We start from the raw sequence: 25,283 nt of genomic DNA, 5'->3' as shown, positions 1-25,283 counted from the left end.
AGCTCGCGCCAGCAGGAGTCCGACAGCGGCAACACTTACAACCAGCGCTACGACACCAACACCATCGGCGTCGAAGTCAGCCTGCCGCTGTATGCCGGTGGAGGCATCTCGGCGTCCACCCGCCAGGCCAGCCGCGCCATGGAGCAGGCCGAGTACGAGCTGGAGGGCAAGACCCGCGAAACCCTGATCGAACTGCGTCGGCAGTTCAGCGCCTGCCTGTCGGGGGTGAGCAAGCTGCGCGCCTATCAAAAGGCCCTGGCATCGGCCGAAGCGCTGGTGGTGTCGACCAAGCAGAGCATCCTGGGCGGTGAGCGAGTCAACCTTGATGCACTGAACGCCGAGCAGCAGCTCTACAGCACCCGGCGCGACCTGGCCCAGGCACGCTATGACTACCTGATGGCCTGGACCAAATTGCATTACTACGCCGGCAACTTGCGTGACACCGACCTGGCCAAGGTGGATGAGGCGTTTGGACGTTGATTTTTGGGTGTTAAACAACAATAAGAGAGGACTGGCATGGGTATATTTGACTATAAAAACCTCGGCACCGAGGGCTCCAAGGCGTTGTTCGCGGATGCGATGGCGATCACGTTGTACACCTATCACAACCTGGATAACGGCTTTGCCGTGGGTTACCAACACAATGGCCTGGGGTTGGGCCTACCGGCCACGCTGGTCGGTGCATTGCTCGGCAGCACTGATTCCCAGGGCGTTATCCCCGGCTTACCGTGGAATCCGGATTCAGAGAAAGCCGCCCTGGACGCGGTGCAAAAGGCCGGCTGGACGCCGATCAGCGCCAGCACACTGGGCTACGGCGGCAAGGTCGATGCACGAGGCACGTTCTTCGGCGAGAAGGCAGGCTACACCACGGCCCAGGTCGAGGTGCTGGGCAAGTACGATGACGCCGGCAAACTCCTGGAAATCGGCATCGGCTTTCGCGGCACCTCGGGGCCGCGGGAAACCCTGATCAGCGACTCCATCGGCGACCTGGTCAGCGATCTGCTGGCGGCGCTGGGGCCCAAGGATTACGCGAAGAATTACGCCGGCGAAGCCTTTGGCGGCTTGCTCAAGAACGTCGCCGACTACGCCAGCGCCCATGGCCTGAGTGGCAAGGACGTGCTGGTCAGCGGGCATAGCCTGGGGGGCCTCGCGGTCAACAGCCTGGCGGACCTGAGCGGTAACAAATGGGGCGGCTTCTACAAGGACGCCCACTACGTGGCCTACGCGTCGCCGACCCAGAGTGCCGGCGACAAGGTGCTCAATATCGGCTACGAGAACGACCCGGTATTCCGTGCGCTGGATGGCTCATCCTTCAACCTGTCGTCCCTGGGCGTGCACGACAAACCCCATGAGTCGACCACCGATAACATCGTCAGCTTCAACGACCACTACGCCTCGACGGTGTGGAACGTGCTGCCGTTTTCCATCGCCAACCTGCCGACCTGGCTCTCGCACCTGCCCACCGGGTATGGCGATGGCATGACACGGATTCTCGAGTCAGGGTTCTACGAGCAGATGAGCCGCGACGCCACCGTGATTGTCGCCAACCTGTCAGACCCGGCGCGGGCCAACACCTGGGTGCAGGACCTCAACCGCAATGCCGAGCCGCACAAAGGCAATACCTTCATCATCGGCAGTGACGGCGATGACCTGATCCAAGGAGGGAAGGGCGTGGATTTTATCGAGGGCGGGAAGGGCAACGACACCCTCCGTGATAACAGCGGGCATAACACTTTTCTGTTCAGCGGACATTTCGGGCAAGACCGGGTGATTGGCTATCAATCGACGGACAAGCTGGTGTTCAAGGATCTGCAGGGGAGTGTGGATTACCGGGAGCACGGAGGCGATACGGTGATCAGTGTGGGGGGCGATTCGGTGACGTTGGTCGGGGTGAGTGGAGGGTTGGGCGAGGTGGTGATCGGCTAGGACTGAAATGCAGTTGAAAAAGGTGGGAGGGGGCTTGCTCCCGATTGCGGTGGAGCAGCCAACGCATTTATCGACGGGTACACCGCCATCGGGGGCAAGCCCCCTCCCACATTTGATAGGTTTCGGCTTTGGGAATCAGTCTTCCTTGCGCACGGTGGCGACGTCGTCGGCCTTCACCCGTACACGTTTGCCGGCGATATCGGTGAATTCGTAAAAACCGTCGGCGGTCTTGGTTTTTGGGGTGTCCTTGGTCAAATACTGAGTGCCATTTTGCATCGTCACTACGGTTTGCGTCGCGCAACCGGCCAATACCAGAAAAGTGAGTGCAACCAGCGGCAGACCCAAATTCTTCATGTTCATAACCCTTACCTTAACCGTGAAAGTCCCACGCCAGAGGCCGTGGGCGACAAATGTTACGCCATCGACTTCAGCATCTGATCACTTTTATGTAAAAAGTTGCAGGCGCCATTTATCTATTACCGATTGCAACCGGGCCTTTGCGACGGCACTCTGTATGCATAACCAGTATTTGATCGCTGCGCGCCATGGCCAATCCCCTCGAAGAACCGCTCTATTACCTGCATAACTTCCGCCAAGTCCTGCATTGGCTGGGGCAACGCTATGCGGATCTGCTCGACCCGGACGAAGAGCATTTCATTCAGCAATTTGACAGGTTGCCGCAAGCGTCCCAGGCCTTATTGGTGCGCATGGTGATGCGCAAGGGCGTGCATTTTCGTGCGGGCAAGCTCAACTATGTGGAGATCGGTTGCACCCAGGCCGCTGCCGGGCCATTGCTGGAGCTGGGCTGGGTTGACGACGAATGCCTGCTGGCCTTTGACGCGTTGTTCGCCTTGCTGCAAAAAGGCGAGATTCTCGCTGCATTCAAGCCTTGGATCGAACAACCCAAAGCCAAGAAAACCGATTGGCTGGAAGGGTTGTCGGCGCATTTCACCGACAATCGCTGCTTTGCCCACTGGTGCCCCGACCTTGCCGACACGTTGTACAGCCTCACCGTGATGGACCTGTGCGATCGTCTGCGCCTGATGTTCTTCGGCAACTTGCATCAGGACTGGTCCGAGTTCGTGCTGGCTGACCTGGGCATCTACACCTACGAAAAAGTCGAGTTCTGCACCGAATCCCGTGGCTTGCGCAGCCGTGATGACGTGCAGGGTTTTCTGTTCCTGCACCAGTGCCAGCAGGCTTTTGAAACCGGTGCGGCGCTGGAGGAGGTACTGGCCCAGGTCGCCACATTGAACACCGACAATCCCTGGCTGGAAAAACGGCGGGCCAAGCTGTTGTTCCAAGTGGGTCAATATTGCGAGCGCACTGCCGAATTGGCGCTGGCGGAACAGATTTATCGCGCCTGCGCCTACCCCGGCGCCCGCTCACGCTTGATCCGTGTGCTGGAGCGCCAGGAGCACTACGTGCAAGCCATGGCCCTGGCGAACGCCGCCCAACAGGCCCCGGAAAGCGCCGCCGAGCAGCAGCACTTGCTGCGTGTGGTGCCACGCCTGCGGCGCAAACTGGGCAAGCCGGCCTTGCCCAAGGTCAAGCCACGGCCGGTCACGCGCCTGGACTTGGCACTCGCGCTACCGGACCCGCTGATGTCGGTGGAGTATTGCGTGCAGGCTCACCTCAGCGAGCCTGATGGGCCGGTGCACTATGTTGAAAACGGCCTGATCAACTCGCTGTTCGGCCTGTTGTGCTGGGACGTGATCTTTGCGCCGCTGCCGGGTTCGTTTTTCCACCCGTTCCAGCGTGGGCCGGCGGATCTGCACAGTGAAGACTTTCACCTGCGCCGCGCGCCGCTGTTCGCCGCGTGTTTCGAACAATTGCAGGACGAGCGCTACAAAACCACCATCCGCCAACGCTACAGCGAAAAATGGGGGATCCAGTCGCCCTTCGTGTTCTGGAACCTGCTCAGCGCAGAACTGCTGGAGCAGGCCCTGGCCTGCCTGCCCGCCGAACACCTGCGCTACTGGTTTGAACGGCTGCTGCTGGACATCCGCGCCAACCGCGCCGGCATGCCGGACCTGATCCAGTTCTGGCCCGCGCAGAAGACCTACCGCATGATCGAGGTCAAGGGCCCCGGCGATCGCCTGCAAGACAACCAGCTGCGCTGGCTGGAGTTCTGCGGTGAATACCAGATGCCGGTGACGGTCTGCTATGTACGCTGGGCAGCGTCCGCTTGAGTTACAACGTTGCCGTGCGTGCACTGTGTGAGTTCACGGCCAAGGTCGGTGACCTGGACCTGCGCTTCACGCCGTCGCCCAGCGCCCAGGAAGGCATTGTCGGCCACCGCACCGTCGCCTCGCGGCGCAGCCCGCACTACCAGAATGAAGTGGCGCTCGAAGGTGAGTACCAGCAACTCAAGGTGCGGGGCAGGGCGGACGGCTACGACCCGGACGCCAACCGCCTGGAAGAAGTGAAAACCTATCGCGGCGACCTCGACGCCCAACCCGCCAACCACCGGCAACTGCATTGGGCCCAGGTCAAAGTGTACGGCTGGTTGATGTGCCAGAAACTCGGCCTCTCGCAGATCGACCTGGCGCTGGTGTACTTCGACATCGTCGGCGAGGGCGAGACGGTGCTCAACCAACACTTCCACGCCAGCGAACTGGAGCCGTTCTTCAACCAGCAATGCGCGCTGTTCCTCGGTTGGGCCCAGCAGGAAATGGCGCACCGCGAAGCGCGCAATAGGGCCGCGCAGGCCCTGGCGTTTCCCCATGCCGGTTTTCGTCCTGGCCAGCGCTCGCTTGCTGAATCGGTGTACAAGGCCGTCAGTACCGGCCGCTGCCTGATGGCCCAGGCGCCTACCGGCATCGGCAAGACCATCGGCACGATTTTCCCGTTGCTCAAGGCCCTGGCGCCCCAGCAACTGGACACGCTGTTCTTCCTTACCGCCAAAACCCCCGGCCGCAAGCTCGCCCTGGACGCCGCCCACGTGCTGCACACCAGCAGCCCCGAGCTGCAATTGCGCGTCCTGGAGCTGGTGGCGCGGGACAAAGCCTGCGAGCACCTGGACAACGCCTGTCACGGCGACGCCTGCCCCTTGGCCAAGGGTTTCTACGATCGCTTGCCCGCCGCGCGCATCGCCGCGTCCAAGGTGCGCCTGCTGGACCAGCGCAACCTGCGCGACGTGGCCCTGGCCCATGACGTCTGTCCCTATTACCTGAGCCAGGAAATGGCGCGCTGGGCCGACCTGGTGGTCGCCGACTACAACTACTATTTCGATTTTGGCGCCATGCTGTTCGGCCTGGCCCAGCTCAACCAGTGGCGCGCGGCAGTGCTGGTGGACGAAGCGCACAACCTGGTCGAACGGGCCCGCTCGATGTACAGCGCGAGCCTCGACCAATACCACCTCAAGACCCTGCGCGACGTCGCGCCCGAGCCCTTGAAAAAACCCTTGCAGCGCCTCAACCGTGAGTGGAACGCGCTGCACAAGGACCAGATCGCGCCGTACCAGGCTTATGCCGCCCGCCCGGAAAAACTGTTGCAGGCCCTGAGCCTGTGCGCCAGCAGCATGGGCGAGTATTTCAATGAGCATCCCGAATCGCTCAGCGGCGACCTGCAAGCCTTCTATTTCGAGGTGCTGCAATTTGCCAAAGTCGCCGAGCTGTTCAACGAACACTTCATTTTCGACATCAGCAAACGCCAGCTCAGCGGCAAACGCAGCAGCTCAACCCTGTGCCTGCGCAACGTGGTGCCCGCCGAATTCATCCGCCCACGCTTGACTGCGGCCCGCAGCAGCGTGCTGTTTTCCGCGACCCTGAGCCCCCGTCATTACTACGCGGATTTGCTCGGTTTGCCGGCGGACACGGCCTGGGTCGATGTGGAGTCGCCGTTCAAGGCCGAGCAATTGCAGGTGCGCATCGTCGATGCGGTCTCCACGCGTTTCGTGCATCGCCACGCCTCTTTGGAACCTATTGTTGAACTGATCGCCCGCCAATACACCGCGCAGCCTGGCAACTACCTGGCGTTCTTCTCAAGCTTTGATTACCTGCAGCAGGTGGCGCAGTTGCTGGCCGAGCGACACCCGCAGATCATACTCTGGCAACAGTCACGCGGCATGGCCGAGGCCGAGCGCCAGGCGTTCCTCGACCAATTCACCGAACACAGCCAGGGTGTCGGCTTTGCCGTGCTCGGCGGCGCCTTTGGTGAAGGCATCGACCTGCCCGGCGCCCGTTTGATCGGCGCCTTCATCGCCACCCTCGGGTTGCCCCAACTCAACCCGGTCAATGAACAGATGAAACTGCGCATGGGCGCGATCTTCGGTTCAGGCTACGACTACACCTACCTGTACCCCGGCATTCAGAAAGTGGTGCAGGCAGCGGGCAGGGTCATCCGCAGCCAGCAGGACCGTGGCGTGGTGATGTTGATCGATGACCGCTTCGGCGAAGCGCGGGTACGTCAGTTGTTGCCGCGTTGGTGGGCGGTTGCATGAGGCATTCCCGCGATCAATGATGCTGGTGGCGTTGAAAACAATGCCGCACGCTGGGGAAAACCTCGAAAAGGCCATGCCAATGAGCGAGCAACTCATCTGCGTCAACGGTATTGAGTTAAGCGTCCACATCGCCGGTCCCGAAGACGGCAGGCCGATCTGGCTGCTTCACGGCTTCCCGGAGTGCTGGCACTCCTGGCGCGAGCAGATTCCCGCGCTGGCGGCTGCGGGCTATCGGGTGTTTGCCCCTGAAATGCGCGGCTACGGCCAGTCAGGTTCGCCGGCCGAGATCGCCGATTATGATCTGCTGACGCTGTGTGGCGATATCCAGCAGGCCATGGACCATTTTGGCCATGCGCAGGTGGTCATGGTCGGCCATGACTGGGGCGCGGTCGTGGCCTGGCACCTGGCGTTGCTCGAACCTGAACGGATCACGCGCTTGATCACGCTGTCGGTGCCGTTTGCCGGGCGGGCCCGTAGACCGGTGATTGAAATCATGCGCGAGCTGTACGCCGACCGCTTCAACTACATCCTGTATTTCCAGGAACCGGGCGTCGCCGAGCAGGAGTTGAACGCCGATATCGAGCGTACCTTGCGCCTGTTCATGCAGGATCAGGATGTGTTTCTGCAAAGCAAACCCGCGAATGCCAGGTTGCTTGAGGGGGTTCCGGCACCCCGCGCCTTGCCGCACTGGTGCTCCCAGGCGGATCTGGAGGTCTACGTGCACACCTTCGCCGAGCATGGGTTTCGCGGCCCGTTGAACTGGTACCGCAACTTCGAACGCAACTGGCAACGCACAGAAAGCCTGGCCGGCAAGCAGGTGCTGCAACCCACGCTGTTCCTGATCGGCGACCGCGACCCGGTCGGGGTCTTCGAGGCCCACACGCTCAAGCGCATGCCTGAGTCAGTGCCTCACCTTGAGCAGCATGTGCTGCTCAACTGTGGCCACTGGATCCAGAACGAGCAAGGGCAGCAGGTCAACGCACTGATGCTCGGGTTTCTAGGGAAAGCGGGGGCTGCTTAGACCACTTCCAGGTATGAGCTGTGTATCGCCCGCGCCAGCTCGCGCACCGTGTCGATGAATTCCGTGAGACGGCTATGCAAACCATCCTCCAGAATCTCATCAATCCCGGTATACCTGAGCCGCGCCTCGAACTCCGCCGCCAACCGCTGCGCCGTGCGCCCATAACTGCCGGGCAGATCCGCCAGGATATGGCTCAATTCCTCGATACACGCATGCAACGAACGCGGCACATCGCTGCGCAGCAACAGCAGCTCCGACACCGACCGCGCATTCAAGGCATTCGGGTACAGCTCGGTATACGCCTCAAACGACGACAACGCGCGGAGCAGGGCGCTCCACTGGTAATAACCGCGTGCCGACAAGTCGCTGACTTCTTCCGACTCTTCGCCAAACATCTCGTAACGCGCATCCAGCAGACGCAGGGTGTTGTCCGCGCGCTCGACAAAAGTGCCCAAGCGGATAAACCGATAGGCGTCGTTGCGCATGATTGTCCCGGAGGTCGCCCCACGGAACAGGTGTGAACGCTGCTTGACCCAGTCACAAAAGTGACTGATGCCATGCCGCGCCAGGCCGCCGGCGGCGATGCTGCGCATTTCCAGCCAGGTAGCGTTGAGGTTTTCCCACATGTCGGCGGTGATGCGCCCGCGTACCGCGTGGGCATTGCCACGTGCAGCGCGCAGGCAGTTGTAGATGCTGGCGGGGTTTTCTTCGTCGAGGGCGAAAAAATGCAGCATGCGTTCGGCGTCCAGCTGTTTATGACGCTCAAGGTAGCTGTCCAGGGTGCCGCTGCTGAGCAACGACATGGCCAGTTCATCCAGGCCATCGCTGCGCCCGGCCTGGGGCATCAACGACAGCGAGTAACTGACTTCCAGCATGCGCGCCAGGTTCTCGGCACGCTCCAGGTAACGGGACATCCAGTACAAATCTGCGGCGGTTCTACTCAACATACTCAGCCCTCCACCACCCAGGTGTCCTTGGTTCCGCCGCCTTGCGACGAGTTGACGATCAACGAGCCTTCCTTCAGCGCCACGCGGGTGAGACCGCCGGGCACCAGGCGGGTTTCCTTGCCCGAGAGCACAAACGGCCGCAGGTCGATATGCCGTGGGGCGATGCCATTTTCGACAAAGGTCGGGCAGGTGGACAGGCTCAAGGTCGGTTGGGCGATGTAAGCGTGAGGACGGGCCTTGATGCGCTGGCGGAAGTCCTCGATCTCGGCGGCGGTGGAGGCCGGGCCGACCAGCATGCCGTAGCCGCCGGAGCCCTGGGTTTCCTTGACCACCAGTTCCGGCAAGTGGGCCAGGACGTGAGACAGCTCATCGGGTTTGCGGCACTGGAAAGTGGGTACGTTCTGTAGCACCGGTTCTTCATCCAGGTAGAAACGGATCATTTCCGGCACATAGGGGTAGATCGACTTGTCGTCGGCCACGCCGGTGCCGATGGCATTGGCCAGCACCACATTGCCGGCGCAATAGGCGGCGACCAGGCCGGGCACGCCGAGCATCGATTCGGGGTTGAAGGCCTTGGGGTCGAGGAAGGCGTCGTCGATACGTCGGTAAATCACGTCCACCGGCTTGGGGCCATCGGTGGTGCGCATGAACACCTTGAGGTCGTGCACGAACAGGTCGGCGCCTTCCACCAGCTCCACGCCCATTTCCCGTGCCAAGAACGCATGCTCGAAGAACGCGCTGTTGAAGCGCCCCGGCGTCAGCACCACCACATTGGGGTTGTCCAGGCGGCTTGAGCTTTTAAGGGTCTTGAGCAGCAGGTTGGGGTAGTGGTCCACCGGCGCAATGCGCTGTTTGGCAAACACCTCGGGGAACAGGCGCATCATCATCTTGCGGTCTTCGAGCATGTAGCTCACGCCGCTGGGGGTGCGCAGGTTGTCTTCCAGCACGTAGTAGGTGCCGTCGCCGTCGCGCACCAGGTCCACCCCGGAGATATGCGAGTAGATGTCGCGGTGCAGGTCCAGGCCGACCATCGCCTTCTGGTAGCCCTCGTTGCCCAGCACCTGCTCCGCCGGAATGATCCCGGCCTTGATGATGCGCTGGTCGTGGTAGATGTCGGCGAGGAACATGTTCAGCGCGTTGACGCGCTGGATGCAGCCGCGTTCGATCACGCTCCATTCACTGGCGGGGATGCTGCGCGGGATGATGTCGAAGGGGATCAGGCGCTCGGTGTCTTGTTCGTCGCCATACAGGGTGAAGGTGATCCCGGCGCGGTGAAACAGCAAATCGGCTTCACGGCGACGCTGGGCCAGCAGTTCCGGCGGCGTATTCGCCAGCCAGCGGGAGAAATCCTGATAGTGCGCGCGGCACGCGCCGTTCGCGTCATTCATTTCATCGAAGAAAGATAGAGCCATTCCAGTACCTTGTCAGTGCCGAGGAGAGCTTGGGTGGCACTGCCGCTTAAAAAACCGCATATTTTTATGAGCCCGTGGCCGATGGTGCCAATGGGCCTGGTCCTTACTTTCTTGTGGGGTCGGCTCTGGGTCGGGGGGTAACGAATGCTCCTTTATTCGGGCAGATGAATGGTTTAAGCAATGCCTGTGCCGAAACGCCCAAATTCTGTGTAGTGAGCGGGCTTGCCCCGCGCTGGAGTGCGTAGCGCTCCTGTTTGTTGGGGGCCGCTACGCTGCCCAGCGCGGGGCAAGCCCGCTCACTACAAGAGCCCTGTCTTCCGTGGGGCACGCAGTGCGCCGGAATGGTGCGCGAACAAACTTGAACTTCACCCACCCCCGATTCTTCTAATAGGACTCGAACCTGTGTGGAGCACTGTCGTGCCCAGAATCATTCCTTCTCCCAATACGCCGGAAGCGGCGCTGGCCGACCACAGCGAACACAACGCGAAAATCTTCGGCTCACCCAAGGACCGCCTCGATTTCTACCGGCGCGAAATCCAGTACGAAACCACCATTTTGGCCAACCGCACCGACGCCTACCTCACCGCGCAGTCGTTCCTGGTCATCGCCTTTGTGTCCGGCATGGGCAACCTCAACCCGGAGTGGGGCAAGCTGTTCACCCTGGTGGTGCCGGTGTTCCTGGTCGCGCTAGGCATTCTCAGCTCCCTTAACGCCTGGCCAGGCATTCGGGCCGCGTACGAGATCATCGACCACTGGCACTACAAGCAAAGCGAACTGCTGCGCAGCGAGCCGGTGATGGGCTTGGCCTACGATGAGTCGCCGCTGTTTTCCGAAATGGAGTCGTCCCACAAGGGCTATCGCAAGTCGTTGCTGTTCTCCATGCGTGCGCCCTGGCTGTTCATGGTGTTCTGGCTGGTGCTGGGGATTTATGCGTTCTATATCCAGGTCGACAATCCGATCCGGTGAGCAATCGGACGGAACTTCGCCGGTCGGCGCAGCGCCTTACCTTCAGGCCCTGCTGATTTCCCTCCGGCCTACCAAGAGGTGACCCATGAGCACGAATAAAGACCCCCAACTCGATAACCGTAATGATCCGGCCATCGACGGCGGCGAACCGGCGCCGGGTACCGCTGCCGACGCGCCCAAGGACCCGGTTCCGGCCAAAGACCCCAAAGCCAAGGAAAACGACTACAGTCCAGACTTCAAGCCCGAGCGCGAGCCCAAGCCTGAAACCGATGCTGATATCGACACCCAAGGCGGTTAGAGGAGACGATCATGTCAAAAGAACTCGACGAAGAACTCAACGATCCGGGCAATGAAGACCCGGGTTCGTTGATGGACGATGCAGAAGTGCCGCTCAACGATCTGGATGACGCGGCAGATGTGGGTAATAGCGAGGGTCAAGACTGAGCTTTCACCTGGGCACGTCGTTCATACCACGCCAGCATCGGCTGGGTACTCAGGCCATGAACGACGATGCTCAAGGCAATGACGGACAGGGTCAGGTTCACGGCCACCGCACTGCTGGTGCCGATCAACCCATGATTGAGCGCGTAGAACAGGTAGTAAATGCTGCCGATCCCACGAATCCCGAACCAGCCCATCAGGCCGCGCTGCCTGAGGTCGACCAGACGCCCCCAGGGCATCGCCAGCACGCCCATCGGGCGAATCACACAGAATAACAACGCCGCCACCGGCAGCGCGCGCCAATCCCAATGGCTCACCAGCACGATCCCCAGCACCGTCACAAGGAACACCTCCATCGAACGCTCCACCAGGCTGCCGAAAGAGAGCATGTCGCCCATCATCACGCCGGCGGCGATCTGGGTATCTTTCAATTCGCTGACGTCGCCCTGCAGCGCGTGCTCGGGCTCGACTTCCAGGTGACCCACCACCGGCAGCGCAAGGTGCTCCGAGGGTGTCTGCGAACTGCCGGTTGAGCGAAATTCCGCCTGGCGCAGACCAAGCCCTGCCGCGAACACCGACAGGAAGCCATAACCGCCCACCGCTTCGGCCACTACGTAGGCCAGCGCGATCAAGGCGAGCGTCAGGTAGTCATTGGGCGAGAGCGTGCTGTCACTGTGGGTGATGCGCAACCACAGCGTCACCCGGCCAATGCCGCGGCCCATCCAATAGCCGATCAACAACCCGACCGGTACCGCCCAAACCAGGTTCTTCAGCACCCAACCGCCCAGCCAGTCACCGTCAAACCCGCCGTGCTGCATGAACAGCAGGGCGAAGATCACAAACGGGAAGGCGGTGCCGTCGTTCAAGCCTGCTTCACCAGACAGCCCGAAGCGCAGCGCGTCATAATCCTGGGCGTTATTGACCTGCACCAGTCCCGCCAGCACCGGATCGGTCGGTGCCAGGACCGCCCCCACCAGCAGCGACACACCCCACGACATTGCAAACAGGTAGTGCAGCGTCAGGCAGAGGCCGAGGATGGTCAGCAGCATCACCGGCCCGGCCATGCCAAATGCGATGCGCCAGAGCCGGTGTTTGAGCGGCAGACGCAGCTTTAAACCGCTGACGAACAGCGAAAACAGCACCGCGACTTCGGTCAGGTGCTCCATCCAGCGCGCGGAATGCTTGATATCCAGGTGCAACAGGTCGACGCCCAGCGGGCCGATCCCTACGCCCAGGAGCAGGCACACCGCCGAGGTCGTGACCGGCATCCAGCGCAGGTAAGAGGAGGTGAGGGCAAGCGTGAGCAATACGGCGCCCAGTACGGCCATCCATAGAATAAAAGTCATCGGACATCTACCGGGCCGTGGTCTGTCCGGGTTTGAGAGCAAGCGTCGCGTGCAGGTTCAATGTGATTGCGCCCACGCCGATTTCACGGCCCCTCTAAGCGCTCCAGCAACAGGCGCTCCAAGGTTTCCACTGGCAACGGCCGGCTGAACAGATACCCCTGGATCTGATCGCAGCCGGCCTCTTTCAAAAACGCCAACTGCGGCTGGGTTTCCACGCCTTCGGCCACCACCCGCAGGTTGAGACTGTGGGCCAGTTCAATGATGGTGCGGGTGATCGCCGCATCCTGCGGGTTGCTGGTGACTTCGCGGATAAACGCGATGTCGATCTTCAGCGTGTCGATGGGAAACCGCCGCAGGTACGCCAGGCTCGAGTAGCCGGTGCCGAAGTCGTCAATGGAGATTTTCACGCCCATGGTGTGCAGGCGTTGCAGGCTAGCGATGGTGTGCTGGGTGTTTTCCATCAACGACCCTTCCGTCAGTTCCACTTCCAGCCAGTGCGGCTCGACCAGGTGTTGCTTGAGCAGGCGCGCGATATCGGCAATCAGGTCGCCTTCGATCAACTGATGACCGGAGACGTTGACCGACACCTCCACCGGGCCAATCGGCCCTTGTTGCCACTCGGCGATCTGTCGGCACACCTGTTCGATCACCCAGCGCCCCACGGGCACGATCAAGCCCAGGCTTTCCAGGATGGGCACGAACACGGCCGGCGACACGGCGCCATAGTCCGGCCGTTCCCAGCGCAGCAACGCCTCGAGGGCGCACAGGCGGCCGCTGGCCACCTCGACCTTGGGCTGGTAATGCAGGGTGAATTCATGGTGTTCGACGGCCTGGCGCAAGGCATTTTCCAAGTCTTGCCGGGCCAGGTCATGCACGTTCATGCCGGTAGGGCGTTGTGCCAGCTCGCGCGAATGGCTCACCCAGTCGCCGCGCGTCTTGAGCCGCAACAGGTTACGTACCCGCAACCAGAGTTCGACACGCTCCACGGGCTTGGTGATGAATTCCTCGGCGCCGGCCTCCAGTCCGTTGACCCGTGCACTCGGTTCGCTGAGGGCCGACAACATGATGATCGGAATGCCTGCCGTGGTTTCATCACCTTTCAACTGGCTGGCGACTTCGTAGCCGTCCATGCCTGGCATCATGATGTCCAGCAGGATCAGGTCCGGTGGCTGTTGCGCCACCAATTGCAGGGCTTCTTCGCCGCTGCCCGCACTGAGGGTCTGGTAGCCCTCGTGTTGCAGCAAGGTTTCCAGGAGCTTGCGAACCTGAGGTTCATCATCAACGATCAACAGCGTCGCGGGTTGGCTGGCCATGGAGAGGACTCATATGAGGGGTTTGGTGTGCTGTTGCAGCAAGGTGTCGATCACCTGGTACAGCTCTTTGTAACGCAGCGGCTTGATGATGTAGGCGTCACACCCGGCCAGCCGGGTTTTTTCACGGTCTTCTTTCATCGCCATGGCCGTCAGGGCAATCACCGGGATGTGTGCGGTAAGCGGGTCACCCTTGAGCAGCGCGGTGGCGGCCAGGCCGTCCATGCCCGGCAACTGGATGTCCATCAGGATCAGCGCCGGTTGCTGTTCGCGGGCCAGGGTCAGGCCGGTTTCGGCATCGGGCGCCCACAGCACGGTGTGACCTGCATTCACGAGCAATAAGCGCGCCAGGCGCATATTGGCCTCATTGTCTTCAACGATCAGGATGTTGGCCATGCAGCCTCCGCAGCGCGGTGCAGCGGCAGCCAGGCCACAAACCGCGCGCCACAGCCTGCGCGGCTGGCCACGGCGACGCTGCCGCCATGCAGGTCCGTCAATTGCTTGACCATCGCCAGCCCCAGGCCGGTGCCTTCGAATTTGCGCGCCAAGCTACTGTCGATCTGGCTGAATGCCTTGAACAGCTTGCCCATGTCGTCCTCGGCAATCCCGATGCCCGTGTCGCTGACGCTCAACTCGAGGAACTGTTGGTGGGGGCTATCGGGCAAGGCAAAGTTGTACACCGGCCATTCGCCTGGAATCTGCCCGACTTGCTCGCGGGGCACCTGGCGCACCGTCAGCGTCACTGAGCTGCCGTGCTCGCTGAACTTTACGGCGTTGGCCAGCAGGTTGTAGACGATCTGTTTGGTCTTGCGCAGGTCCAGCGCCAGGCAGCCGAGGTCTTCGGGGCTTTCGAGTTTCAACTGGATGCGTTGCAGCGCGGCTTTTTCCCGCACGATCAGCAGGCTGTTGGCCAATAACCCCGCCAGCTCCACGGCTTCCAGCTCCAGCTCCATCATCCCGGCCTCGACTTTGGACAGGTCGAGGATGTCATTGATCAGCGACAGCAGGTGCTGGCCGCTGGTGAAAATGTCGCCGATGTATTCGCGTTGGGTGTCGCTCATTTCGCCGACCAGGCCATCCTTGAGCGCCTCGGAAAAGCCGATCACCGCATTCAACGGCGTGCGCAGTTCATGGGACATGGTGGCGAGGAACTCGGACTTCATATGGCTGGCATGTTCCAGCTCCAGGTTCTTCTCTTCCAGCGCCCGCTCGAAGCCTTTGCGCTCGGCCTCTTCCTGCTTGCGCGCGGTGTTGTCGGTGCCGATCAACAGGTAGCCGATGATGGTGTCGTAGCGGTTGCGCAGGGCGGTCACCGAGACCATGGCCGACAGGCGACTGCCGTCCTTGCGGATATAGGTCAGCTCATAGATGTCTTCGATGCCACGCGAGGCCTTGAACACCAACGCTTCGAAACCCGGCGTGATCGGCGTGTCCAGCTCCAGGCTGAGGGCGGCGGCGCGGGTGATCAGTTCGACGGGGTCGGAGATGTCGGCAGGGGTGATGCGGTTGACCACATCGGCGGCGGCATAGCCGAGCATGCGTTCGGCGCCGACGTTGAAGATCTGGATGACGCCTTTTTCATCGGTGGCGATGCTGGAAAAGTACGCGCTGTTGAAGATCGCGTCCTGCAGGGCGCCGGTCTTGAGCAAGGTTTTCTGGCGCTTGAATTCGACGATCTTTTCCGCTCGCGATTGCGGTTGTTCGGGTAACGGTGTGTCCATCGCTAGGCTATTCCGTGACGTTCAGGCCCGCCACCGTCAGACGACGAGGGCGCAGAGCATACTCACAGAAGACCGCTTGGGGCGATGAGGAGGAGATGAGGTTCAAGAACAATAGCAGAGACTGTGGCGTTTTGATGGCTGACCCGTTGCACATACACTCAAACGGATAGGTATGACGAAAAAAGACATCTTTATCGTGAATTCGACGTGATGAAACGTTTCACCTTTCGATAAATGGTCAATGCAAGCGCTTGCGTAAGCAAATGTATCTACATTAGAGTCGGCCTCAATCGACAACAAAAATAATAAATCCAGGAGCTCATCCATGAGCCTTGAACCCTTGCTTGAGATGCAGGGCATCAGCAAAACCTTCAACGGTTTGCGCGTGCTCAAGAATGTCGGCCTGAAGGTCTACCCCGGCGAAATCCACGCCTTGATGGGGGAGAACGGCGCCGGCAAGTCCACCCTAATGAAAATCCTCTCCGGCGCCTACCAAGCCGACCCTGGCGGTGAAATCCGCATTGGCGGTCAAACCATTCCCACCTTCGACCCTGCCACCGCCAAAGCCCTCGGCATCGCCGTGATCTACCAGGAACTGAGCCTGTGCCCCAACCTGAGCGTGGCCGAGAACATCTACCTGGGCCGCGAACTGCGGCGCGGTTGGACCATCGACCGCAAGGGCATGGAGGCCGGTTGCATCGAAGTGCTGCAACGCCTGGGCGCGGAGTTCACCCCGGCAACGCGGGTCAGCAGCCTGTCGATCGCCGAACGCCAACTGGTGGAAATCGCCCGCGCCTTGCACGCCCACGCCAAGATCCTGGTTATGGACGAACCGACCACGCCGTTGTCTTCCCGTGAGACCGACCGCCTGTTCGCGCTGATCAAACAGCTGCGCAGCCAGGGGTTGGCGATCATCTATATCAGCCACCGCATGGCCGAGATCTATGAGTTGTCGGACCGTGTGTCCGTGCTGCGCGACGGCCAATACATCGGCGAACTGACCCGCGAGGCGCTGTCGGCCGAAGTGCTGGTTAAAATGATGGTGGGTCGTGACCTGTCCGGCTTCTACAAGAAGGAACACGCGGCTTACAACCCCGGCAACGTGGTGATGCGTGTGCGCGACATGGCCGACGGCAAGCGCGTGCGCAACTGCAGTTTTGACCTGCATGCCGGGGAAGTGCTGGGCATTGCCGGCCTGGTCGGGGCAGGGCGCACCGAGCTGGCGCGCCTGATCTTCGCCGCCGACCCGCGCACCTCCGGCACGCTGGAAGTGGTCGGCAAGACCGTCACGCAACTGCGCACCCCGGCGGATGCCATTCGCGCAGGCGTCGTTTACCTCACCGAAGACCGCAAGGCCCAAGGCCTGTTCCTGGACATGAGCGTGGCCGACAACATCAACGTCTGCGCTTGCGTGCCGGATGCCCATGCCGGCGTACTGGATCGCGGGCATGCCGCGCAGCGCGCCACGGACGCGATCAAGTCGCTATCGATCCGCGTGGCGTCGGGCAAGGTCAATGTCGGCGCCTTGTCCGGCGGCAATCAACAGAAGGTGCTGCTGGCGCGACTGCTGGAGGTCAAGCCGCATGTGCTGATCCTCGACGAGCCCACGCGCGGCGTGGACATCGGCTCCAAGTCCGAAATCTACCGCATCATCAATCAACTGGCCCAGGCCGGCGTTGGCATCGTGGTGATCTCCAGCGAACTGCCGGAAATCATCGGCACCTGCGACCGCGTGCTGATCATGCGCGAAGGCCAGTTGGTGGCTGAAGTCGGCGGCGCGTCAGGCCAGGTTATTTCCCAGGAACGTATTATTGACCTCGCCACCGGTGGCGATCAGGTGGTAGCCAATGGCTGAATTGAATGTTGCAACAATCGGTAAAGCTGAGCGCGCACGCGAACTGATGCGCACGGTGGGCATGTTGCCGGTGCTGATCCTGTTACTGGTGGGCTTTGCCTTGGCCAGTGAGAACTTCCTGACGGTGCAGAACCTGTCGATCATTACCCAGCAGGCCTCGGTGAACGTGGTGCTGGCGGCGGGCATGACCTTTGTGATCCTCACGGCGGGGATCGATCTGTCGGTGGGCGCGATCCTGGCGGCGTCGGCGGTGGTGGCGTTGCAAGCGTCAATGTCGCCGCAGTTCGGCATGTTCGGGATCGCCGCCGGTATCGGCTTCGGGCTGCTACTCGGGTTGGTCAACGGCGGGTTGATCGCCTTCATGCGCCTGCCGCCGTTTATCGTCACCCTCGGTGCGTTGACCGCCATGCGCGGCCTGGCGCGCCTGCTGGCGGACGACAAGACCGTCTTCAACCCGGACCTGCCGTTTGCCTTTATCGGCAATGATTCGATCCTCGGTGTGCCCTGGCTGGTGGTGATCGCCGTGGCGGTGGTGGCGCTGTCGTGGTTCATCCTGCGCCGCACGGTGATGGGCGTGCAGATCTATTCGGTGGGCGGCAACCCTGAAGCGGCGCGGTTGTCGGGGATCAAGGTGTGGAAGGTGCTGCTGTTTGTCTACGCCATGTCCGGCGCCTTGGCCGGGCTGGGCGCGGTGATGAGCGCGTCGCGCCTGTTCGCCGCCAACGGCCTGCAACTGGGGCAATCCTATGAGCTGGATGCGATCGCCGCGGTGATCCTCGGCGGCACCAGCTTTACCGGCGGCGTCGGCACCATCGGCGGCACGCTGATCGGTGCGCTGATCATCGCGGTACTCACCAACGGTTTGGTGTTGCTGGGCGTCTCGGACATCTGGCAGTACATCATCAAGGGCATCGTGATCATTGGCGCCGTGGCGCTGGATCGTTATCGCCAGTCCGGTGCGCGGACCTGATTTCACTCATACAACAATCACAAGAGAGACCCGCATGAACCTTAAACGCATGTTTCCCGTCATTGCCTTGGCTGCCCTGATGTCCCACGTCGTCGAGGCCCGAGAGTTGAAAGCGCTCGGCATCAGCATGGGCTCACTGGGCAACCCGTATTTCGTGACCCTGGCCGACGGCGCGACCGCCAGGGCCAAGGAATTGAACCCCAACGTCAAGGTCACCTCGGTGTCCGCCGACTATGACCTGAGCAAACAGTTTTCGCAGATCGATAACTTCATCTCCTCCAAGGTCGACCTGATCCTGATCAACGCCGTCGACCCGTCCGCCATGGCCTCGGCCATCAAGAAAGCCCGCGACGCCGGCATCGTCGTGGTCGCCGTGGACGTGGACGCCAAGGGCGTGAACGCAACCGTGCAGACCGACAACGTCGAAGCCGGCAAGCTGGCCTGCCAGTACCTGGTGGACAAGCTGGCCGGCAAGGGCAATGTGATTATCCAGAACGGCCCGCAAGTCACCGCCGTGACTGACCGGGTCAAAGGCTGCAAGTCCGCACTCGCGGCCGCGCCGGAGATCAAGGTGCTGTCCGATGACCAGGACGGCAAGGGTTCCCGCGAAGGCGGCCTGAACGTGATGCAGGGCTATCTCACGCGCTTCCCGAAAATCGACGGACTGTTCGCGATCAACGACCCGCAAGCCATCGGCAGCGACCTGGCGGCCAAGCAGCTCAAGCGCAGCGGCATCATCATCACCTCGGTGGACGGTGCGCCGGATATCGAGAACGCGCTGAAGACCGACACGCAGATCCAGGCATCGGCCAGCCAAGACCCCTGGGCCATGGCGCAAACCGCAGTGAACGTGGGCAATGACATTCTCAACGACAAAGCCCCTGCCGAAGCGATTACCCTGCTCACGCCAAAACTGATTACCCGCGACAACGTCGCTACCTACAGTGGTTGGTCGAGCAAACATTGATCCAGTGAGAGGAACTGCACCGTGGTGACCATGGATGACGTGGCAAGCCGGGCAGGGGTGTCGACGTCGACCGTGTCACACGTGTTGAACGGCACCCGCAAAGTCAGCCCGGCCACGGTGCAGGCGGTGCAGCACGCGATCCAGGCGTTGGGGTACATCCCCAACACTCTGGCGCGCTCGCTGGCCCGCTCCAGTACCAACACCATCGGCGTGGCGATTTCTGCGCTGTCCAACCATTACTTCAGCGAAACCGTGCACGCGATTGAAACCGAGTGCGCCAAGCACGGCTTCATGATGCTGTTTGTCGATACCCACGACGACCCGGAGCAGGAATTGCGGGTGGTCACGGCGCTGCATCATCGGCGGGTCGACGGGATTGTGCTGGCGCCGTCAAACGGCTCCAAGGCCCTGGCGTACCTGCGGGCCAACGAAATTCCCTCAGTGCTGGTGGACCGCATGATGAGCGAGCATTTCGACCAGGTCGGGGTGGAGAATGCCCTGCCGACCCAGGCCCTGGTTGAGCACCTGATTGCCCATGGTCACCGTCGGATCGGCTTTATCGCCGGGCGCGAGGGGTTCAGCACCACCGACGAGCGCGTTGCCGGGTATCGGGCTGCGCTGCAGGCGGCGGGGCTGGTGTTTGATCCGCAACTGCTGGTCAACGGCGGCTCCAATACTGAGCCCGCCCGGCAAGCCACGGTGCGGCTGCTCGGCCTGGCGGCGCCGCCCACGGCGATCATGGCCGGTAACAACCTGATGACGCTCGGCGCCATGCAGGCCCTGCGTGACGCGCAGATCGACGTGCCGTCACAGATGGCCCTGGTGGGCTTTGATGATTTCGACTGGGCGGATTTTTTCGTGCCGCGCCTGACCTTGATCGCTCAGCCGGTCCAGGCACTCGGCGCCCAGGCGGTAAACCTGCTGTTGCAACGCATGGCGTGTCCCACCGCACCGCCCCACAGCGTGCGCCTGGCGCCGACCTTGCAATGGCGTAATTCATGTGGCTGCGATTGATTGGAAGACCTGCATATGAGCCGTCCTGTTTCCCTCGGCATCGACCTCGGCACCTCGGAACTCAAGGCCATCCTGATGGACCTCGACGGGCAGGTGCTGGCCCACGCCGGCGTGCGCCTGAGTGTGTCGCGGCGCCATAGCGGCTGGTCCGAGCAGGCGCCGGAAGACTGGTGGCAGGCGTGTTTACAGGCGCTGACCGAGTTGCGCGGGCATGCGGCGTTCGCCCACGTGGCCTGTATCGGCCTCTCCGGGCAGATGCACGGCGCGGTATTGCTGGGAGCTGACAACCGCGTGTTGTACCCGGCGATCCTGTGGGATGACTCCCGCGCCATCGCCGAGGCCGAGCAGCTGGGCGCGGCGTTCGCGGACGTGACCGGCAGCTTGCCGATGGCCGGGCTGACCGCGCCGAAACTGCTGTGGCTGCAACAGCATGAGCCAGCGGTGTTCAAGGCCATCGACTGCGTGTTGTCACCCAAGGATTACCTGCGTTTGCGCTTGAGTGGCGAGCGTATCAGCGAAATGTCCGACGCTGCGGGTACGTTGTGGCTGGATGTGGCACGGCGTGAGTGGTTCGTCCCGATGCTGCGAGCAACAGGCCTCACGCTTGAGCAGATGCCCAGGTTGGTGGAAGGCGGTGCCGCCAGCGCTGGGTTAAACGTGGACGGACTGGGCTTGCCTGCTTCGGTCGTTATCGCCGGCGGCGGTGGCGATAACCCGGTGGCGGCGGTGGGTATCGGTGCAATCAATGCAGGGGACGGGTTTATCACTCTGGGCACCAGCGCGGCCATCGTCGCCATCACCGACCACGCCGCCGGCAACCCGGCCAGCGCGGTACACAGCTTCTGCCATGCACTGCCGGACCGTTGGTACACCATGGGCGCGATGCTCGCCGGCGCCAGTTGCTTGCGCTGGGTGACGCGCCTGACGGGCATGCCGGATGAGCAAACACTGTTGGATCAGGTGCAGGCGCAATTGCCGATGGGGCAACCGGTGCCCCTGGACACGCCGTTGTTCCTGCCTTACCTCGCCGGTGAACGCACGCCGCATAACGACCCGTTATTGCGCGGTGGCTTTATGAGCCTTGGCCATGACTGCACGCCAGCCCTGCTGGGTTATGCGGTGATGGAGGGGGTGGGGTTTGGTTTGCTGGATGCGTTGCACGCGGTGGAGTCCGCTGGGGCCAACCTCGGCGCCTGCGCCCTGGTCGGCGGCGGCGCACGGAGTGAATATTGGGCACAGTTGCTGGCCAATATCCTGCAGCGGGAGGTCTTCACCTTGCACGGCAGTGAGTTGAGTGCCTGCGTGGGCGCGGCGAAGCTGGGGTTTCTGGCGATCGGCCAAGGGGCGGCCTTGCTTCAGGCAGGGATGGCGGTGAAAGCGCGGTACTTCCCCGATGCCACGCAGCGAGCAGTATTGGAGGCGCGTTATCACAAGTTCCAGGGGTTGCTGGCGGCGGCTAAGACGCTGCACGAATAGTGGAGACGCTAATCCGCCAAAGGCGGCAAGCGCCGTTTCACCGGGGTTTTCTTGACGATTGCCGTGTTGGTTTCGGCATACGCGTTGATCCGGTCGAGCAAATTGTCGAGATGGTCCATGGTGCGCACGTGCAACCGCGCGATGAAGCAGTCTTCGCCCGTGACCTTGTCGCACTCGGTGAATTCGGGGATGGCCTGGATCTGGCGCTCCACCTCCTGCAATTTGCCCGGCAACGGGCGGATGCGCACGATGGCTTGCAGCAGGTAGCCAAAGTGCTTGGGGTCGATGTCTACGGTGTAGTGGGTGAGCACGCCGCGCTCTTCCAGGCGGCGCAGGCGTTCGCCAACGCTGGGTGACGACAGCCCGGTGATGCCCGCCAGGGCCTTGAGGGACAGGCGCGAGTCGTCCATCAAGGCGGCGATCAGTTGCTGGTCGATGGTGTCGATCATGGTATTTGCCTAATAAGAAAAGGTGATCTGGCGGTTTTGCCTTTTTTAGTCGCTGGAGCCACTGACCCGCAGATTGCCATACTTGAGCCTCACTTGAGGAGCCTCAATCATGGATACATCTATCCGTCGCGGGTCGTGGGAAATGGTCGCCGCCATGCTGATCTCGGGCACCATTGGCTGGTTTGTCTTGGTCTCCGGCGTGTCGGTGATCGAGGTGGTGTTCTGGCGCTGTGTCATCGGCGGCCTGACACTGTTGCTGGTGTGCGCACTGCTGGGCTACTTGCGCCTGGACCTGCTGAGTTGGGCCACGTTGGGCCTGGCGATGCTCAGCGGCGTGGCGATAGTCGGCAACTGGCTGCTGTTGTTCGAATCCTATTCCCGCGCGTCGATTGCCATCAGCACGGCGGTGTACAACGTGCAGCCGTTCTTGTTGGTGATGCTGGCAGCGCTGTTCCTGGGTGAAAAGATCACCGTGCAGAAATTGGCGTGGCTGAGCGTGGCGTTCCTGGGGATGCTGGCGATTGTCACCGCGCATGGCGATCAACAGACCGGCGACGATTACCTGGCAGGCATCGCATTGGCATTGGGCGCGGCCTTCCTGTACGCCATAGCGGCGCTGATCATCAAACGTCTAAAAGAAGTGCCGCCGCATTTGATGGCGTTGATCCAGGTGACCACCGGCGCGCTGTTACTCGCGCCGAGGGTGCCTTGGCATAGCCTGCCGGACTCGACCAACGCCTGGACGGCAGTGGTGACGCTCGGCGTGGTACACACCGGCTTGATGTATGTATTGCTGTACGGGGCGATCCAGAAGCTGCCCACGGCCATTACCGGCGCGCTGTCGTTTATCTACCCGATTGCGGCGATCTTCGTTGATTGGATCGCCTTCGGGCATCGCCTGGGCTGGCTGCAATGGCTGGGGGTGGTGGCCATTCTATTGGCGGCTGCAGGGTTGCAGCGGGGCTGGTGGTGGCCCCGCTCCCGCAGGGTTAGTGCGTGCCCTGAAAGATGATATTTTCCGGATTGAAATGCTCCACCACGCTGCCCGGCTGCGGTAGCCCGAGGATGTGCCCCTTGATCTTGCCTACCACGTGCATCTCGCAGGGTTTGCAGTCGAACTTCAGGGTCAGCACTTCGTCGCCGTGGATCAACTGCATCGGCGCGACCTTGGTCTTCACGCCCGTCACACCCTTAGCCTGTTTAGGGCACAGGTTGAACGAGAAGCGCAGGCAGTGCTTGGTGATCATCACCGGGACTTCGCCGGTTTCTTCGTGGGCTTCGAAGGCGGCGTCGATCAGCTTCACACCGTGCCGGTGGTAGAAATCACGGGCTTTCTGGTTGTAGACATTGGCCAGGAACGACAGGTGCGCATCCGGGTAGACCGGCGGCGGCGAGGTTTCGGCCTTGCGGCCACCGCGTGGGTGAGCGGCGATGCGAGCAGTGGTCAGCGCCTCGATCACTTCACGGCGCAGGGCCTTGAGCTGCGAATTGGGGATGAAAAACGCTTGCGGCGCATCCAGCTGAATGTGGGTCGCGTGGTACTCGGTAGTGCCCAGTTGGCCGAGAAGGTCACGCAGGGTGTCCAGCGCCTGTTCCGGCTTGTTGGCCACACCAAACGGGCCGGGCAGGGTGACGCTGGCGCTGATGCCTTCTTCGCTGGTGGCGATGACTTCAAGCTGCTCTTCACGCAAACGAGCAACCCAGGACAGGCCGATACGGCGTTCGGACGAGGTCTTCAACAGCGCCTGTTGCCAGTTGTGATCGAGGTTGCGGTTCAGCGGGTGGTTCGGGCGCAGTTGATGCAGGCCGGCCGGCATTTCATTCGGCTCGACGCGGTAGCGGTAGCGCTTCTCGCCGTCTTCCTCGAACTCACCTTTAGGCTCGGCGATGTTGGCGCGGAAACCCACCACTTCGCGTTTGACCAGCACATTCAGGCCGTCGCCATTGGACAGCGGCTCATGGGTGACCACTTGCAGGTCGCGCTTGCCGGCTTTTTCCACCACGCCCACCGGCAGGCCGGTGAAGGTCGGGGTGTCGAAGGCGCCGATGTCGATCTTGCGGTCACTGACGAAATAGTCGGTGCTGCCACGGTGGAACGTTTTTTCCGGGTCGGGCAAGAAGAAGTGCGCGGTGCGGCCGCTGGAAGCACAGGCCAGGTCCGGGCGGTCTTCGAGAATCTCGTCGAGGCGCTGACGGTAATAGGCGGTGATGTTCTTCACATAGCCCATGTCCTTGTAGCGGCCTTCGATCTTGAACGAACGCACGCCGGCTTCGACCAGGGCGCGCAAGTTGGCGCTCTGGTTGTTGTCTTTCATCGACAGCAAGTGCTTTTCAAAGGCCACGACGCGGCCCTGGTCATCTTTCAAGGTGTACGGCAGGCGGCAGGCCTGGGAGCAATCGCCACGGTTGGCGCTGCGGCCGTTCTGCGCGTGCGAGATGTTGCACTGGCCGGAGAATGCCACGCACAGGGCGCCGTGGATGAAGAACTCAACGGCGGCCTCGGTTTCGTCGGCAATGGCGCGGATCTCTTGCAGGTTCAGCTCACGGGCCAATACCAACTGCGAGAAACCGGCCTGGTCGAGAAACTTGGCGCGGGCGAGGGTGCGAATGTCGGTCTGGGTGCTGGCGTGCAGCTCGATGGGCGGAATATCCAGCTCCATCACGCCCAGGTCTTGCACGATCAACGCGTCGACACCGGCGTCGTAGAGCTGATGGATCAGCTTGCGCGCGGGTTCCAGTTCGTTGTCGTGCAGGATGGTGTTGATGGTGGTGAAGACGCGGGCGTGGTAACGGCGGGCGAATTCCACCAGGGAAGCGATGTCGCTCACGTCGTTACAGGCGTTATGGCGGGCGCCGAAGCTAGGCCCGCCAATGTAGATGGCGTCGGCGCCGTGCAAAATGGCCTCGCGTGCGATGGCGACATCGCGGGCAGGGCTGAGCAATTCCAGGTGGTGCTTGGGCAAGGACATAGTTTTTTTAGTCAGGCTTGTCACGGTCGAGGCGGGCATTGTAGCGATG

23 protein-coding genes are annotated in these 25,283 nt (G+C 61.8%); 14 read left to right on the top strand and 9 right to left on the bottom strand.

Features of this window, described 5'->3' with window-relative positions:
• Together AC3ZU9_RS01570 and AC3ZU9_RS01565 are read left to right on the top strand one after the other, a co-directional pair.
• Positions 1 to 480: TolC family protein (locus tag AC3ZU9_RS01570; RefSeq protein ID WP_490090218.1), on the top strand; the 480-nt coding region annotated here is incomplete at its 5' end.
• A 36-nt stretch (positions 481 to 516) separates the two neighbouring features.
• The gene (locus AC3ZU9_RS01565; RefSeq protein WP_490090217.1) at positions 517 to 1,926 is read left to right on the top strand and encodes a polyurethane esterase; all 1,410 of its coding nucleotides are present in this window, start codon (positions 517 to 519) and stop codon (positions 1,924 to 1,926) included.
• A 135-nt stretch (positions 1,927 to 2,061) separates the two neighbouring features.
• Here the strand turns inward: AC3ZU9_RS01565 and AC3ZU9_RS01560 are convergent, their stop codons facing one another.
• The gene (locus tag AC3ZU9_RS01560; RefSeq protein ID WP_046036312.1) at positions 2,062 to 2,286 is read right to left on the bottom strand and encodes a YgdI/YgdR family lipoprotein; all 225 of its coding nucleotides are present in this window, start codon (positions 2,284 to 2,286) and stop codon (positions 2,062 to 2,064) included.
• A 185-nt stretch (positions 2,287 to 2,471) separates the two neighbouring features.
• On the opposite strand from AC3ZU9_RS01560, the gene AC3ZU9_RS01555 reads away from it, so the two are divergent.
• The 3 genes from AC3ZU9_RS01555 (at position 2,472) to AC3ZU9_RS01545 (ending at position 7,391) form a co-directional block, all read left to right on the top strand.
• Positions 2,472 to 4,118, top strand: coding sequence for a VRR-NUC domain-containing protein (locus AC3ZU9_RS01555; RefSeq protein WP_490090216.1), 1,647 nt, complete (start codon positions 2,472 to 2,474; stop codon positions 4,116 to 4,118).
• Positions 4,115 to 6,370 (top strand): ATP-dependent DNA helicase, encoded by a 2,256-nt coding sequence (locus AC3ZU9_RS01550; RefSeq protein WP_490090215.1) that lies wholly within the window; start codon positions 4,115 to 4,117, stop codon positions 6,368 to 6,370. Before AC3ZU9_RS01555 ends, AC3ZU9_RS01550 begins: the two co-directional genes overlap by 4 nt.
• A gap of 79 nt (positions 6,371 to 6,449) precedes the next feature.
• On the top strand, positions 6,450 to 7,391 hold the full coding sequence (locus AC3ZU9_RS01545) for an alpha/beta fold hydrolase (protein ID WP_122811539.1): 942 nt from the start codon (positions 6,450 to 6,452) through the stop codon (positions 7,389 to 7,391).
• Here the strand turns inward: AC3ZU9_RS01545 and AC3ZU9_RS01540 are convergent.
• Together AC3ZU9_RS01540 and AC3ZU9_RS01535 are read right to left on the bottom strand one after the other, a co-directional pair.
• Positions 7,388 to 8,338 (bottom strand): alpha-E domain-containing protein, encoded by a 951-nt coding sequence (locus tag AC3ZU9_RS01540; protein WP_012724311.1) that lies wholly within the window; start codon positions 8,336 to 8,338, stop codon positions 7,388 to 7,390. The genes AC3ZU9_RS01545 and AC3ZU9_RS01540 overlap by 4 nt on opposite strands.
• 2 nt (positions 8,339 to 8,340) lie before the next feature.
• Entirely contained in the window at positions 8,341 to 9,750 is a 1,410-nt protein-coding gene (locus tag AC3ZU9_RS01535) for a circularly permuted type 2 ATP-grasp protein (protein ID WP_046036314.1), read from the bottom strand.
• 417 nt (positions 9,751 to 10,167) lie between these two features.
• Here AC3ZU9_RS01535 and AC3ZU9_RS01530 point away from each other — a divergent pair, with 417 nt between their 5' ends.
• The 3 genes from AC3ZU9_RS01530 (at position 10,168) to AC3ZU9_RS01520 (ending at position 11,160) form a co-directional block, all read left to right on the top strand.
• The gene (locus tag AC3ZU9_RS01530) at positions 10,168 to 10,716 is read left to right on the top strand and encodes a hypothetical protein (protein ID WP_064054645.1); all 549 of its coding nucleotides are present in this window, start codon (positions 10,168 to 10,170) and stop codon (positions 10,714 to 10,716) included.
• 85 nt (positions 10,717 to 10,801) lie between these two features.
• The gene (locus tag AC3ZU9_RS01525; protein ID WP_046036315.1) at positions 10,802 to 11,014 is read left to right on the top strand and encodes a hypothetical protein; all 213 of its coding nucleotides are present in this window, start codon (positions 10,802 to 10,804) and stop codon (positions 11,012 to 11,014) included.
• Positions 11,015 to 11,025: 11 nt separating this feature from the next.
• Positions 11,026 to 11,160 (top strand): hypothetical protein, encoded by a 135-nt coding sequence (locus AC3ZU9_RS01520; RefSeq protein WP_490090214.1) that lies wholly within the window; start codon positions 11,026 to 11,028, stop codon positions 11,158 to 11,160.
• On the opposite strand, the gene AC3ZU9_RS01515 is transcribed toward AC3ZU9_RS01520, so the two are convergent.
• The 4 genes from AC3ZU9_RS01515 to AC3ZU9_RS01500 all read right to left on the bottom strand — a co-directional run bounded on the left by AC3ZU9_RS01515 (position 11,151) and on the right by AC3ZU9_RS01500 (position 15,534).
• Positions 11,151 to 12,503, bottom strand: a complete 1,353-nt coding sequence (locus AC3ZU9_RS01515) for a cation:proton antiporter (protein WP_490090213.1) — start codon at positions 12,501 to 12,503, stop codon at positions 11,151 to 11,153. The two genes, AC3ZU9_RS01520 and AC3ZU9_RS01515, sit on opposite strands and share 10 nt — an antisense overlap.
• An 83-nt stretch (positions 12,504 to 12,586) precedes the next feature.
• Complete coding sequence (locus AC3ZU9_RS01510; protein ID WP_490090212.1) at positions 12,587 to 13,816, bottom strand: EAL domain-containing response regulator; 1,230 nt, start codon at positions 13,814 to 13,816, stop codon at positions 12,587 to 12,589.
• Between the two features lie 9 nt (positions 13,817 to 13,825).
• The gene (locus AC3ZU9_RS01505; protein WP_320400733.1) at positions 13,826 to 14,209 is read right to left on the bottom strand and encodes a response regulator; all 384 of its coding nucleotides are present in this window, start codon (positions 14,207 to 14,209) and stop codon (positions 13,826 to 13,828) included.
• Entirely contained in the window at positions 14,194 to 15,534 is a 1,341-nt protein-coding gene (locus AC3ZU9_RS01500; RefSeq protein WP_102061490.1) for a sensor histidine kinase, read from the bottom strand. Before AC3ZU9_RS01500 ends, AC3ZU9_RS01505 begins: the two co-directional genes overlap by 16 nt.
• 325 nt (positions 15,535 to 15,859) lie before the next feature.
• Here AC3ZU9_RS01500 and AC3ZU9_RS01495 point away from each other — a divergent pair, with 325 nt between their 5' ends.
• The 5 genes from AC3ZU9_RS01495 to xylB are packed head-to-tail and all read left to right on the top strand — an operon-like array spanning position 15,860 to position 21,816.
• Positions 15,860 to 17,389, top strand: a complete 1,530-nt coding sequence (locus AC3ZU9_RS01495) for a sugar ABC transporter ATP-binding protein (protein WP_012724294.1) — start codon at positions 15,860 to 15,862, stop codon at positions 17,387 to 17,389.
• Positions 17,382 to 18,359, top strand: coding sequence for an ABC transporter permease subunit (locus tag AC3ZU9_RS01490; RefSeq protein ID WP_012724293.1), 978 nt, complete (start codon positions 17,382 to 17,384; stop codon positions 18,357 to 18,359). The genes AC3ZU9_RS01495 and AC3ZU9_RS01490 overlap by 8 nt, the downstream gene beginning before the upstream one ends.
• Positions 18,360 to 18,393: 34 nt before the next feature.
• The gene (locus AC3ZU9_RS01485; RefSeq protein ID WP_012724292.1) at positions 18,394 to 19,326 is read left to right on the top strand and encodes an ABC transporter substrate-binding protein; all 933 of its coding nucleotides are present in this window, start codon (positions 18,394 to 18,396) and stop codon (positions 19,324 to 19,326) included.
• A gap of 21 nt (positions 19,327 to 19,347) precedes the next feature.
• The gene (locus AC3ZU9_RS01480) at positions 19,348 to 20,340 is read left to right on the top strand and encodes a LacI family DNA-binding transcriptional regulator (protein ID WP_490090211.1); all 993 of its coding nucleotides are present in this window, start codon (positions 19,348 to 19,350) and stop codon (positions 20,338 to 20,340) included.
• A 15-nt stretch (positions 20,341 to 20,355) separates the two neighbouring features.
• On the top strand, positions 20,356 to 21,816 hold the full coding sequence (gene xylB, locus AC3ZU9_RS01475; protein WP_490090210.1) for a xylulokinase: 1,461 nt from the start codon (positions 20,356 to 20,358) through the stop codon (positions 21,814 to 21,816).
• Positions 21,817 to 21,824: 8 nt separating this feature from the next.
• Here the strand turns inward: xylB and AC3ZU9_RS01470 are convergent, their stop codons facing one another.
• Positions 21,825 to 22,265 (bottom strand): Lrp/AsnC family transcriptional regulator, encoded by a 441-nt coding sequence (locus AC3ZU9_RS01470; protein ID WP_490090209.1) that lies wholly within the window; start codon positions 22,263 to 22,265, stop codon positions 21,825 to 21,827.
• Positions 22,266 to 22,374: 109 nt separating this feature from the next.
• Between AC3ZU9_RS01470 and AC3ZU9_RS01465 the strand changes: the two genes are divergently transcribed.
• Positions 22,375 to 23,277, top strand: coding sequence for a DMT family transporter (locus AC3ZU9_RS01465; RefSeq protein WP_046036326.1), 903 nt, complete (start codon positions 22,375 to 22,377; stop codon positions 23,275 to 23,277).
• On the opposite strand, the gene AC3ZU9_RS01460 is transcribed toward AC3ZU9_RS01465, so the two are convergent.
• On the bottom strand, positions 23,255 to 25,234 hold the full coding sequence (locus tag AC3ZU9_RS01460; protein WP_490090208.1) for a peptidase U32 family protein: 1,980 nt from the start codon (positions 25,232 to 25,234) through the stop codon (positions 23,255 to 23,257). The genes AC3ZU9_RS01465 and AC3ZU9_RS01460 overlap by 23 nt on opposite strands.
• Positions 25,235 to 25,283 lie beyond the last annotated feature (49 nt).

It is taken from the genome of Pseudomonas sp. A39, assembly GCF_058145955.1.
Note: the sequence above shows the minus strand (reverse complement) of the source record. Positions and strands in the feature narration are given on the sequence as shown.